Raw genomic sequence first — 11,800 nt, 5'->3', positions numbered from 1 at the left:
TCTGGAGGGCCTATTTCACAGACCCTCGCGGCATGGCAAAGGTTTAACCGGTTATTGCGACTTGACGGCGCAATAATGCAACCCGGAAGCGTTGGCCTGGCCCACCCTTGCGCAAGTCACGGACGCCGGCATGTCCAGCGGCATGCTGGCCTGGCGTCGAACCAGATAAAAGTCCTGGGACAGTGGCAGCTGTTGCAGCTGTTGGGTGTGGCGAGCCCAGCCAGCACTGTAAAACTCCGCCGAATAGGAGCGCGTCCCCAGATAGATCAGGTCGCCGGGGGCGGCGGGTTGTTGCACCTTCCACAAGGCAACCATGTCTTTCTGGTTTTGTGGGCGATCGGACAGCTGGCCGCTGATGATGATCAGGCAGCCGGTGATCGGCAGTGCCAGTGCTACGGCGGCGATGACGATTGCGCGTATTTTCTGGCAGATGACATCGGCCAGCAGTAGCGCCCAGGCCGGCAGCGCAGGCAGTACGTAGGTCCAGAGAATGTTGGTGGAGAGGGTGAAGAACAGCGGTGTTGAAAGCGCCCATGCCAGTACAAAGATGAAGTATTCGCGCTGGCCATGCACTGAGGAGCGCCACTTCACCAGCAATGGCAGGAACAATGCCCAAGGTAAAAGCCCGCCCAGCAGATGCAGCCAGATCATCGCCAAGGGTTGGGCATGTGCGCTGCCGTAGAGGTCGCCCTGCCAGTTACTGATGACGTAGCGGCTGAAGTGTTCGCCGACGATGAAGTATTTCAGGAACCCCGGTGTCTTTTGTTCCGCCAGCCAATACCAAGGCAGCGCCACGGCAAGCATCAACGCGATGCCTGGCAACCACGGCAGGCTGAGCAGCCGGCGCCAGTGGCCAGTGAGGGCCAGCCACAGGGCTGCTGGCAGCGTAATCAGAACCAGCGCCAATGGGCCCTTCGCGAGCAGGCCGAGGCCCAGCCCCAAAAAACCGACCAGCGCCCAGCCTCGGTCCGCGTGTACCAGCCCGCGCCACAACCCCAAATGGGCGAGCAGAAGGGCGAAGGCCAGTGCGCTGTCAGTCAAGACCGCGCCGCTGGCAAAGAACCCGAGGGCGCATGTCGAATAGATAATCGCCGCGGTCAACCCGACCTGAAGGCTGCGTTCCCGGCTGGCGAAATGCACGATGAGCAGGCAACTGGCGACATGCATCAACCAACTGGAGAAACGACTGGCGAATTCGTTGATGCCGAACACCTGCATGCTCAATGCCTGTAGCCAGAATGACAGCGGTGGTTTGCCCCAGAATGGCACGCCGTGGTCGAACATCGGAGTGATCCAGTCATTGGAGACCAGCATCTTGCGGGCAATTTCCGCATAGCGGGCTTCCGACGTGTCCATGAGCGGATACAGCCCCAGTGTGACCAGGCGCACCAGCAGCACGGTCATCAGTATGCCCCAGAGCAGACGGATGGAGGCGGAACGGTTCATGACGACAACCTTTTCGAAGGGATTCAAGGGTGCTTGCGTTTATGCAGAGCGTTGGGCCTGGGGCTCACCACCTTCAGCACCCGGCCGACGTACTCGCCGATCACGGCGGTGCCCAGGCACAGCAACAGGATCGATTGCACCAGCAGATGTTCGTGGGTGAGTTCGCCGAAGGTCGCCGCCGCAACGACCCACAGCGAGCCGATCAGAAAGCTGGTGACACTCAAGTAGCTGTACATCCGCAGTGGACGTGTGGAGAAGGCCAGAATCGAGTCGGCACACAGGTCCAGCAATGACAGCGTGTTCCATTTGGTCCTGCCGGCCTGGCGCGCGGTGCGGTCGTAGTTCACTTCGGTACTCGGATAGCCGAGCCAACTGACCAGCAGTTTCAACACGCCGGCGTTGTCGTCCATGGCGCGTATGGCTGCCCGTGCATGGGGCCCGATCAACCTGAAGTCGCTGACTTGCTGGGGTATCTCGAAGTCGTCGATCAGTTGATCCATGGTCGCGTAGTAAAGTCGCGCAGCGGTGCGTTTCGCCCAGGAGTCACACCGCCGCGAACGGCGTTGCATGTTCACGATCTCGTAGCCTTTGAGCCATTCCTGCACCATCAGCGGGATCAACTCGGGCGGGTCCTGCAGGTCGCTGTCCATGATGATCACCGCGCCGCTTTCCACGGCATTGATGCCCGCGCGCATGGCGGCTTCCTTGCCGAAGTTACGGCTCAAGTGCAGGCTCTTGACCCGTGGGTCCTGGGAAAACTGATCGATGATCGCCGCTGTCCGGTCTTGGCTGCCGTCATTGATATAGAGCACTTCAGTGGGGACTTTCAATCCGTCGACGATTGCCATCAGCCGTGAGTGAAGTTCGGCTATTACGCATTGTTCGTTAAAGCAGGGGACCAGTATTGTAAGTTGTGCATCCGGTATGGGTTCACTGGAAAGGCTTGCGATGAAGGTCATGTTTGAATACCCAGAAGTGGTTGATCGTAAAGCCCTGAAAGGTAACGGCGGCGGTTGCCAGTACTTGTGCAAGCAGTGGAGGAGCCCCCCAGAAGGTCAGTAAGTTGACCATTAAGGTGTTGGTTAAAACCTGGCTGGTGGCCGTAATAAAAAAACGCAATCTGTTACAGGATCGTTGTGCAAATACCCAATGCCTGGACAGGCAATAGGCGATCAAAGCCCCTGTAGACGCAGCAAGAAACGTCGATGGCGTGGGGGCGAACCACCTTAATAAACAAACAAATACCCCGTAATGAACCAACGTCGCGATGGCGCCTGCGCTCAAGTAGCGGATGAACAAACTCAGTATTCTTTGCATTGCCAGAATGTATAAGATGAGACGTGAATCAAATGTCACGTTGTGAAATGGTATTTGTTGTGGGTTTTTAATTGTTTGCTGAAGGAAATGTCTTAACTGTTTGTGCGAATTTGGAGTTTGTCTTTATGGAAATATTACTGGTGGAAGATGATCACGCATTGGCAGGTTCGTTGGGAGATTATCTCGGCGAGTTTGGTTACGAAGTGGACTTCGCGCGTGATGGGCGAAGTTGCCTGGAACGTGTCCGCCAGCATGAATACGACCTGATTGTGATGGATGTCGCCATGCCCCGTATGAGCGGTTTTGACACCTGTCGCCAATTGCGCCGGGAGCAGAATGAAACGCCGGTCCTGTTCCTGACCGCCCGCGATGCGCTCCCTGATAAGGAGGAGGGTTATGAAGCCGGCGGTGACGATTACTTGATCAAGCCGTTCGAGCCCCAGGAGTTGATCTGGCGCATCCGTGCGCTGATGCGCCGTGGGGCGCCGCGCAAACCGCGAAGTCCCCGGCAATTGGGCGACCTGATCATCGACCCGGCCTCTCAATCGTTGCGCCACAACGGTGCCGTCAAGGTATTGCCCGCCCTTCAGTTCAGCCTGTTGAACCTGTTGGCTGATGTGGCGCCGGAGCCGGTCAGCCGACACAAGCTTGAAACCGCACTGTGGCCCGACGGCGATCCGCCGGACAGTGATGCGCTACGCACCTACATTTACCGGCTGAGGCAAACCCTGGGCAAACCCTACGGCAATGATCTGATCCGGACTGTCCACGGGAAAGGGTACCGCCTTGCTATTCCCCACTGACTCATTCTTCACGCGAATCCTCTACACCCTGCTGCCGTTCATGGCATTGATCACCGGGTTCTATAGCCTGCTGATCTGGCTCGCAGTCGCCGTCACCGAGGATTACATCGTCGAGAGCTATCTGAACCTGGAGGCCGAGGCGTTTCAGGGTAAACACGCCCAGGTGGGACGTGCCGCGCCAATGCCCAACGCGATCTACCTGAAAGGCTATTGGTCGACGGACCCCACATTGCCTTTGGTTGCCCTGAACCTGCCGCCGGGGCACCACGAACTTGCGAAAGGGGATGTGCACGTATTGGTGAGTGCCGTTGGCGGCGAGTCCGCGTTGCTGGTCTTGTTACTGGATGAATCCAAGCTCAGCCAGACTGAAGGCTACCGCACGCAGATTTTCGGACTGTTGTGTGCAGTCGCAGGCTTGATCCTGATCCTTGGCGCCATCCTGGCCATCGCCATTGCCCGGGCCATTGCCCAGCCAGTGAGCCAGTTGGCGGCGGAAGTCGCGGATGCCGTGCCTGGGCCGGTCCGGTTCAGCGGCTTTGATCGCCAGGATGAGATCGGCACCTTGAGCCGCACGCTGTCTTCACTTGTAACCCAGCAACACAGCACGTTGCAGCGGGAAAAGGCATTCACCCGACACGTCAGCCATGAGTTGCGCACGCCCCTGAGTATCTTGAACAACTGCCTGGCGATCCTGCGCCTGCCAGGCTGCAACGCGGAAAAATCAGCGCGTAGCCTGTTGCGCATGGAAGCTGCCCTGGCCGGGATGAAAATGACGATCGAGCTGTTTTTGTCCCTGGCCCGTGAACCGCGGCAATTGCCCCATGAGGCGATTGACCTGGCCGCTGTCGTTGCCGAACAGATCGAGAAATATCAGCTGCTTTACCCCCATGCCGCCGGTGCGCGGGTGTTTGCCGGTGCGCCGACGATCACCCTGGCCAACGAGGCGATCGCCCGCAGCGTGGTGCAGAACCTGCTGGGTAACGCTGTTCAGCACGGTGCCGGGAAAATCCGCGTGGTCCTCACGGAGCAGCATCTAGTCATCCTGAATAACCGGGTGGACCAGCTCGCGTCACCGGGCTTCGGCTTTGGCCTGGAAATCGTCTCGCGCGCCTGCACCCATGCCGGCTGGCGCCTTGAAACCCGGCGCACGCTGCATACCTTCCGAGCTCACGTCAGGTTTACTTGAGATTGCCGCTGAGGAACTGCTGTAACCGTTCGCTCTTCGGATTGCCCAGCACATCGTCCGGCGCGCCTTGTTCCTCCACCAGGCCTTGGTGCAGGAACAACACCTGGCTCGACACTTTGCGTGCAAAGCTCATTTCGTGCGTCACCATGATCATGGTGCGGCCTTCCTCGGCCAACCCCTGGATCACCTTCAACACTTCGCCCACCAGCTCCGGGTCGAGGGCCGAGGTGGGTTCGTCGAACAGCATCACCTCTGGCTCCATGGCCAAGGCGCGCGCGATGGCGACGCGTTGCTGCTGGCCGCCGGAGAGGAACGCCGGGTACTGATCCGCCACGTGTGCCGGTAAGCCCACCTTGTCCAAGTAACGACGGGCACGGTCCTCGGCGTCCTTCTTGCAGCAGCCCAGCACCCGGCGCGGGGCCATGGTGATGTTCTCCAGCACGCTCATGTGGCTCCACAGGTTGAAGTGCTGGAACACCATGGCCAGGCGCGTGCGCAGGCGCTGCAGTTCGGCATCATCGGCCACGCGCATGCCGTGGCGGTCGCTGACCATGCGGATCGGCTGGCCGTCGAGGGTCATGGCGCCGTCGTTGGGGGTTTCCAGGAAGTTGATGCAGCGCAAAAAGGTGCTCTTGCCCGAGCCGCTGGCGCCGATCAGGCTGATCACGTCACCGGTCTTGGCCTTGAGCGAAACACCTTTGAGCACCTCATTGTCGCCATAGCTTTTATGCAGGCCTTCAACGGTCAATTTGTACATGGGGCGTGCATCCTCAAGGCGAAAGTAGATAGCCGCTGCGGTAGGCATCAAGGCCTGCGACATGGGCGATGACCATCCCGGCAGTGGCCATGCGGCGCAGCGAACGGGCGTAAAGCAGGCCGGCATTGCGGCAATGCACGGGCGTTACGCGGTCGGAAATGGGGTCGATGATTTCAGCGATCAGTTGTCCGGCTTCCAGGTACTCACCCGGCAGGGCGCGGAATACCAGCAGGCCGCCCATGGGTGTAGCCACCGGCTCAACGCCCGCCAGGGGTGTGGCCGGGTAGGGCAGCTCGGGCAGCGGTGCGACGTCACCGGCGATGGCGCCGAAGTGAATCAGGTAATCGATGATCGCCTGGCAGTCGAGGGCGGCCAGGCCGTGGTTGACGTCGCCTTGGCCACGCAGTTCTACGGTCACCGAAAAGCTGCCCATGGGGATCGGGAAGCGCTCGCCGAAGCGTTGCTGCAACTGCCACCACACCAGGGTGAAACACTCATCGAAGGATTGCCCGCCGGAGTCGGTCGCCAGCAGGTTGGCCTCCGAGCCGATATAACGCGCCAACGGCTCAACCTGCGGCCAGGCCTCGGGCGTGGTGTACAGGTGCGCCACGGCTTCGAAGTCGCAATGCAGGTCCAGCACCATGTCGGCGTCACATGCCAGGCGTTGCAGCACCAAGCGCTGGGATTGCAGTTGGGTCTCAGCGCTTTGCGCAGCGAGGGCGGTGGACAGCGCGGCGCGGATCAACTCGACGTTGTGCTGGGGATCCTCCCCAAGCAGCTCTTCGACTTGATTACCCACGGTTTCACTGAGGTCGACAAACAGGCGATTGAAATTCTGCCCGCTTTCCAGCTCATAGCGGCCCAGGGGGATATCCATCAGCACCTGTTCCAGGCCCACCGGGTTGGCGATGGGCACCAGCACAATCTCGCTGCGCAGGCGACCGGCCGCCGCCAGTTCAGCCAGCCGCACCTTCAGGTGCCAAGCCACCAGCATGCCCGGCAGCTCATCGGCATGCAGCGACGACTGGATGTAGATCTTGCCTTCAGCCTGCTCCGGGCCGAAGTGAAAACTGTGAATCTGCCGTGCCGTGCCTGGCACCGGCGCGATCAGTTCATGGACCTGATGACGCATGAAAACTCCTTAATGGCTCGGCCCGAGGAAGGCCAGCCAACGACGCTCCGCCAACCGGAACAGACCGACCAGGGCGAAGGTCACGGTCAGGTAGATCAGCGCAGCGATTCCGAATGATTGAAAAGTCATGAAGGTAGCCGAGTTGGCATCCCGCGCCACTTTGAGGATGTCGGGGATCGTCGCGGTGAAGGCCACCGTGGTCGAATGCAACATCAGGATCACTTCATTGCTGTAGTACGGCAACGAGCGGCGCAATGCCGACGGCATGATCACATAGGCGTAGAGCTTCCAGCCGCTCAAGCCGTAGGCTTTGGCCGCTTCGACTTCACCGTAGGCCATGCTGCGGATCGCCCCGGCAAAAATCTCCGTGGTGTAGGCGCAGGTGTTGAGGGCGAAGGCCAGGATGGTGCAGTTCATCGCGTCGCGAAAGAACGCATCCAGCAACGGTTGTTCGCGCACGGCGGCGAGGCTGTAGATGCCGGTGTAGCAGATCAGCAGTTGGATATAGAGCGGCGTGCCCCGGAACAGGTAGGTGTAGAACTGCACCGGCCAACGCACCAGGCGCTTGCGCGACACACGGGCGATGGACAACGGGATCGACACCAGAAAGCCGATGACCAGCGCGGCCGTGAGCAACCACATCGTCATCGCCAGGCCGGTGATGTGCTGGCCGTCGCTATAAAGGAAGGGGCGCCAGTATTCCTGCAAGAGTTCGATCATCGCACGGCCTCCCGGGCGCCAGCGGAGTAGCGACGTTCAAGGCGGCGCAGGACGAAGTTGGACGCGCTGGTGATCAACAGGTAGATCAACGCCGCGAGTACCAAAAAGTAAAACAGCTGGTAGGTGCTCTTGCCAGCATCCTGGGCGGCTTTGACCAAGTCGGCCAGGCCGATGATCGACACCAGGGCCGTGGCCTTGAGCATCACCATCCAGTTATTGCCGATCCCCGGCAGGGCAAAGCGCATCATCTGCGGGAAGGTCACGTAGCGAAACCGCTGGCCACGCTTGAGGCCGTAGGCTGTGGCGGCTTCCAGTTGGCCACGGGGCACTGCGAGGATCGCGCCGCGAAACGTCTCGGTGAAGTATGCACCGTAGATAAAACCGAGGGTGATCACCCCGGCGCTGAAGGGGTCGATTTCGATGTATTCCCATTCCATGAAATCGGTCAAACCGGTCAGCCAGGTTTGCAGGCTGTAGAAAATCAGCAGCATCAGCACCAGGTCGGGCACGCCGCGAATCAAGGTGGTGTAGAGCTGGGCGGGAATGCGCAGGAAGGGCAGGCTGGAGAGTTTGGCGCTGGCGCCGAGCAGGCCCAGCAACACGCTGACGGCCAGGGACAGCACCGACAACTTGATGGTCATCCAGGTGCCTTGCAGCAACAGCGGGCCGAAACCCTTCAGGCTGAGCGCGCTCAACCCGAGGGTTTGCAATAATTCTTCGAACATAAATCAGGACCTATGGCGATAAAAAAGCGCCCCTCCAAAGGAAGGGCGCTCCAGGCATTATTTGCCGCTGTACAGGTTCAGATCGCCAAAGTGTTTCTTCTGGATGGTGGCGTAGGTGCCATCATCGTGTAACGCTTTGATACCTTTATCCAAAAGCGCCTTCAGTTCAGTGTTACCTTTTTTGATACCGACGGCGGTTTTCGACGGCAGCAACGGGTCGTCAATGGCCGCGCTGACTTCATAACCGGCACCGGCCGGCGACTTCAGGAAGCCCAGTTCGGCTTGCAGCATGTCCTGCACGGAGGCGTCGAGACGGCCAGACGTCAGGTCGGCGTACACCTGGTCCTGGTTGGCGTAGGCCTTGGTGGTCACACCGGCTTTATCCAGTACGGCCTTGGCGTAGGCTTCCTGGATGGTGCCTTGCTCGTAGCCCACGGACTTGCCCTTGAGGGACTCTGGCGTCGAGTAGCCCGCGCCTTTTTTGAACACCAGCGAAGTCGGGCCGGAGAACAGTTCGCTGGAGAAGTCGATGGCCTTTTCACGCACCGGGGTCACGGTCATGGATGAAATCACGCCGTCGAACTTGTTGGCTTTGAGGCCTGGAATCATGCCGTCGAAGTCACTTTCAACCCACTTGCACTTCACTTTCAGCTCGGCGCAGATCGCATTGCCCAGGTCGATATCGAAGCCCACCAGGCTGCCGTCGGCGGCCTTGGATTCGAACGGCGCGTAGGACGGATCGACACCAAAACGCAATTCCTTGTATTCCTTGGCCGTGGCTACACCTGCGGCCATGCACAGGGCCAGTGCAGAAAGGGTCAGCAATGCTTTTTTCATTATGTAATCCCTGGAAACCAAGATAAGCGCTTGTGGCGCGTTTAGGACTGTTACTGAACGGTGTCAGACGGATCACAAGTAGCAATTTCTGCACCATAGTTCCGAATGGTCGTTTTAAAAGGTGCGGGAAGGGAGATCTGAGTGTAGGAGATGCCCGAAAATGGGCATCGAAAAATGAGTGCACTGTTTCAGGTCAGAAGGTCTTGCAGGGTGGCGAGGTTGTCGGCTTCCTCGACTTTCTTGTCCTGCCGCCAGCGCAACATCCGTGGAAACCGCACCGCAATCCCACTCTTGTGTCGCTTGGACAAGGCAATGCCCTCGAATCCCAGCTCAAACACCATACTTGGCGTCACACTGCTGACCGGGCCGAATTTTTCCACGGTGGTCTTGCGCACAATCGCGTCGACCTTGCGCATTTCTTCGTCGGTCAGGCCGGAGTAGGCCTTGGCAAACGGCACCAGCGTGCGTTCGCTGCCGGCCGGGCCGTCCCACACGGCGAAGGTGTAGTCGCTATACAGGCTGGCGCGTCGGCCATGGCCGCGCTGGGCGTAGATCAACACCGCGTCGACGCTGAACGGGTCGACCTTCCACTTCCACCACACGCCCATGTCCTTGGTGCGGCCGACGCCGTACAGGCCATCGCGTGCTTTAAGCATCATGCCTTCCACGCCGAGGCTGCGCGAGGCTTCGCGTTGTTCGGCCAGTTCTTCCCAAGTCGCGCCGGTCAACAGCGGCGACGCCCGTAATACCGGCTGGTTGCACTGGGCGATCACCTGTTCAAGCTGCGCGCGACGCTCCGCCTGGGTGTGGTTACGCCAATCGTCGCCCTGATGTTCCAGCAGGTCGTAGGCCAGCACCGCAACCGGGGCGTCCTCCAGCACTTTTTTGCTCAGGGTCTTGCGCCCAATCCGCTGTTGCAGCAGCGCGAAGGGTTGCACCGCGTCTTTCCACACCACGATTTCGCCGTCGATCACCGTGCCATCGGGTAACCCGCTTACCAGGCTGTGCAGTTCGGGGAAACGCTCGGTCACCAGTTCTTCTCCACGGGACCAGATCCACAGGCGGCCGTCGCGTTTCACCAGCTGCGCGCGGATGCCATCCCACTTCCATTCCACTTGCCACTCAGCGGGAGAGCCCAGCAAATCGTTGAATTGCTCCACTGGTTGCGCCAAATCATGGGCGAGAAAAAACGGATACGGTTGCCCGCCACGTTGTGCATGTTCGTCGGGGGATTCGGCGGCGATCAGCTTTAAATAGCCCTGGGCTGTAGGACGGTTGGACAGATCGGTGTAGCCCACCAACCGCTGCGCCACGCGCTTGCTGTCCAGGTCGGCCATCGCGGCGAGGGCGCGGGTGACCAGCAGCTTGGACACGCCCACGCGAAAGCTGCCGGTGATCAATTTGATGCAGACCATCAGGCTGGGCTGATCCAGTTGCGCCCATAACGCCGGCAGGCGCTCGGCCAATTCCAACGGCGGCAGGCCACGCAACGGCAGGAGTTTTTCCTCCAGCCACACCGCCAGGCCGTCCTGCGAGGTGTAGGTGGATTCCGGCAGCAGCAGGGAAATGGTCTCTGCCAGGTCGCCTACCGATTGGTAGCTTTCTTCAAACAACCACGGCTCGATGCCCGACGCTTCGGTGGCCATGTCACGCAGCAGGCGCGTCGGCACAAGTTGCCGAGGGCGTCCGCCGGACAAGAAATACACAGCCCAGGCCGCATCTTCCGGCGCCGCGTCGCGGAAGTAGGCTTGCAACGCCGCCAGCTTGGCGTTGCTGGACGTGGTGGCGTCGAGGTTGGCGTACAACTCGGCAAAGGCCTTCATGCGCTGGCCTCTTCTTCGTCATCACCGTATTCAGTGGTGAAGCCCTGGGCATCCACGCCTTTTTCCCGCAGATGGCGCACCAATACGCCGACAGACCCGTGGGTGACCATCACCCGCTCGGCGCCGGTTTGCTCGATGGCCCACAACAGGCCGGGCCAATCGGCGTGATCTGACAGTACAAAACCTCGGTCCACGCCGCGCCTACGTCGGGTACCGCGCAGGCGCATCCAGCCGCTGGCGAAGGCGTCGCTGTAGTCGCCGAAGCGCTTGATCCAACTGCTGCCGCCGGCCGAAGGTGGGGCGATGATCAAGGCTTGGCGCAGCAGCGGGTCGGTCTTCTTGAAGTCACCGGCGTAAAGGGTTTCGGGGATGTAGATGCCGGCCTCGCGGTACACCCGGTTCAACGGTTCGACCGCGCCATGGCTGAGGATCGGGCCGATGCTGGCGTCGATGCCATGCAGGATGCGCTGGGCCTTGCCGAAGGAATAACAGAACAACACGCTGGCCTTGCCGGCGGCGATATTCGCCTGCCACCAGTCGTTGATCCCGGCGAAGATCTGCGCCTGGGGCTGCCAGCGGTAGATCGGCAGGCCGAAGGTCGACTCGGTGATAAAGGTGTGGCAGCGCACCGGCTCAAAGGGCGCGCAGGTGCCGTCGGGTTCGACTTTATAGTCTCCGGATGCGACCCAGACTTCGCCCTTGTATTCCAGGCGCACTTGGGCCGACCCCAAGACATGCCCGGCCGGATGAAAACTTAAGGTGACGCCGTGGTGCACCAGTTGCTCGCCGTAAGCCAGGGTTTGCAGGTTGATGTCCTGACCCAGCCGTGAACGCAGGATGCCTTCGCCAGGGGCGGCGGCCAAATAGTGTTGATTGCCGGTGCGGGCGTGGTCGCCATGGGCATGGGTGATGACCGAGCGTTCGACCGGGCGCCAGGGGTCGATGTAGAAATCTCCGGCGGGGCAGTAGAGGCCTTCGGGGCGGGCGATGACAAGGTCCATGGACGTGCCGGGGGCGATGGGCTTATCAGGTAGGAGGCGGGCTGGCGAGCGGA

Annotated in this window: 12 protein-coding genes; 2 read left to right on the top strand and 10 right to left on the bottom strand. The window is 60.3% G+C overall.

The window, feature by feature from the left end; genetic code table 11:
• Nucleotides 1-51: 51 nt before the first annotated feature.
• From H096_RS29415 to H096_RS33725, 3 genes are read right to left on the bottom strand one after another with little or no spacing between them, the layout of a single operon-like run.
• Entirely contained in the window at nt 52-1,446 is a 1,395-nt protein-coding gene (locus H096_RS29415) for a phospholipid carrier-dependent glycosyltransferase (protein WP_033902774.1), read from the bottom strand.
• Between the two features lie 23 nt (nt 1,447-1,469).
• Nucleotides 1,470-2,405: a glycosyltransferase family 2 protein gene (locus tag H096_RS29410; RefSeq protein WP_082461955.1), complete on the bottom strand. Its 936-nt coding sequence runs from the start codon at nt 2,403-2,405 to the stop codon at nt 1,470-1,472.
• Nucleotides 2,377-2,745: a GtrA family protein gene (locus tag H096_RS33725; protein WP_162240134.1), complete on the bottom strand. Its 369-nt coding sequence runs from the start codon at nt 2,743-2,745 to the stop codon at nt 2,377-2,379. The genes H096_RS29410 and H096_RS33725 overlap by 29 nt, the downstream gene beginning before the upstream one ends.
• A gap of 143 nt (nt 2,746-2,888) precedes the next feature.
• On the opposite strand from H096_RS33725, the gene H096_RS29405 reads away from it, so the two are divergent.
• Both H096_RS29405 and H096_RS29400 read left to right on the top strand, forming a co-directional pair.
• On the top strand, nt 2,889-3,566 hold the full coding sequence (locus tag H096_RS29405; RefSeq protein ID WP_033902773.1) for a response regulator transcription factor: 678 nt from the start codon (nt 2,889-2,891) through the stop codon (nt 3,564-3,566).
• Nucleotides 3,550-4,752 carry a HAMP domain-containing sensor histidine kinase gene (locus tag H096_RS29400; RefSeq protein ID WP_033902772.1) on the top strand — a complete coding sequence of 401 codons (1,203 nt, stop codon included), beginning with the start codon at nt 3,550-3,552 and terminating at the stop codon, nt 4,750-4,752. Before H096_RS29405 ends, H096_RS29400 begins: the two co-directional genes overlap by 17 nt.
• Here H096_RS29400 and H096_RS29395 read toward each other — a convergent pair.
• The 7 genes from H096_RS29395 to H096_RS29365 all read right to left on the bottom strand — a co-directional run bounded on the left by H096_RS29395 (nt 4,745) and on the right by H096_RS29365 (nt 11,747).
• A complete protein-coding gene (locus H096_RS29395; protein WP_033902771.1) occupies nt 4,745-5,509 on the bottom strand; it encodes an ATP-binding cassette domain-containing protein in 765 nt (254 codons plus the stop codon). The two genes, H096_RS29400 and H096_RS29395, sit on opposite strands and share 8 nt — an antisense overlap.
• A 13-nt stretch (nt 5,510-5,522) precedes the next feature.
• Nucleotides 5,523-6,641: a succinylglutamate desuccinylase/aspartoacylase family protein gene (locus H096_RS29390; protein ID WP_033902770.1), complete on the bottom strand. Its 1,119-nt coding sequence runs from the start codon at nt 6,639-6,641 to the stop codon at nt 5,523-5,525.
• A gap of 9 nt (nt 6,642-6,650) precedes the next feature.
• Entirely contained in the window at nt 6,651-7,361 is a 711-nt protein-coding gene (locus H096_RS29385; RefSeq protein WP_033902769.1) for an ABC transporter permease, read from the bottom strand.
• Nucleotides 7,358-8,086: an ABC transporter permease gene (locus H096_RS29380; RefSeq protein WP_010212412.1), complete on the bottom strand. Its 729-nt coding sequence runs from the start codon at nt 8,084-8,086 to the stop codon at nt 7,358-7,360. Before H096_RS29380 ends, H096_RS29385 begins: the two co-directional genes overlap by 4 nt.
• Nucleotides 8,087-8,143: 57 nt before the next feature.
• Nucleotides 8,144-8,923 carry a transporter substrate-binding domain-containing protein gene (locus tag H096_RS29375; RefSeq protein ID WP_033902768.1) on the bottom strand — a complete coding sequence of 260 codons (780 nt, stop codon included), beginning with the start codon at nt 8,921-8,923 and terminating at the stop codon, nt 8,144-8,146.
• Nucleotides 8,924-9,111: 188 nt separating this feature from the next.
• Entirely contained in the window at nt 9,112-10,746 is a 1,635-nt protein-coding gene (locus tag H096_RS29370) for an ATP-dependent DNA ligase (RefSeq protein ID WP_033902767.1), read from the bottom strand.
• Complete coding sequence (locus tag H096_RS29365) at nt 10,743-11,747, bottom strand: ligase-associated DNA damage response exonuclease (protein WP_033902766.1); 1,005 nt, start codon at nt 11,745-11,747, stop codon at nt 10,743-10,745. The genes H096_RS29370 and H096_RS29365 overlap by 4 nt, the downstream gene beginning before the upstream one ends.
• Nucleotides 11,748-11,800: the final 53 nt, after the last annotated feature.

Source organism: Pseudomonas sp. FH1, assembly GCF_000510895.2.
Classification (GTDB): domain Bacteria; phylum Pseudomonadota; class Gammaproteobacteria; order Pseudomonadales; family Pseudomonadaceae; genus Aquipseudomonas; species Aquipseudomonas azotoformans_A.
The sequence above is the reverse complement of the archived record's forward strand: the minus strand, read 5'-3'. Positions and strand labels throughout refer to the sequence as shown.

Bases quoted from the DNA above. Each gene is read 5' to 3' on its own strand.
- H096_RS29415 (WP_033902774.1), bottom strand. From the start codon at position 1,446: ATGAACCGTTCCGCCTCCATCCGTCTGCTCTGGGGCATACTGATGACC.
- H096_RS29410 (WP_082461955.1), bottom strand. From the start codon at position 2,405: ATGACCTTCATCGCAAGCCTTTCCAGTGAACCCATACCGGATGCACAA.
- H096_RS29405 (WP_033902773.1), top strand. From the start codon at position 2,889: ATGGAAATATTACTGGTGGAAGATGATCACGCATTGGCAGGTTCGTTG.
- H096_RS29395 (WP_033902771.1), bottom strand. From the start codon at position 5,509: ATGTACAAATTGACCGTTGAAGGCCTGCATAAAAGCTATGGCGACAAT.
- H096_RS29390 (WP_033902770.1), bottom strand. From the start codon at position 6,641: ATGCGTCATCAGGTCCATGAACTGATCGCGCCGGTGCCAGGCACGGCA.
- H096_RS29385 (WP_033902769.1), bottom strand. From the start codon at position 7,361: ATGATCGAACTCTTGCAGGAATACTGGCGCCCCTTCCTTTATAGCGAC.
- H096_RS29380 (WP_010212412.1), bottom strand. From the start codon at position 8,086: ATGTTCGAAGAATTATTGCAAACCCTCGGGTTGAGCGCGCTCAGCCTG.
- H096_RS29375 (WP_033902768.1), bottom strand. From the start codon at position 8,923: ATGAAAAAAGCATTGCTGACCCTTTCTGCACTGGCCCTGTGCATGGCC.
- H096_RS29370 (WP_033902767.1), bottom strand. From the start codon at position 10,746: ATGAAGGCCTTTGCCGAGTTGTACGCCAACCTCGACGCCACCACGTCC.
- H096_RS29365 (WP_033902766.1), bottom strand. From the start codon at position 11,747: ATGGACCTTGTCATCGCCCGCCCCGAAGGCCTCTACTGCCCCGCCGGA.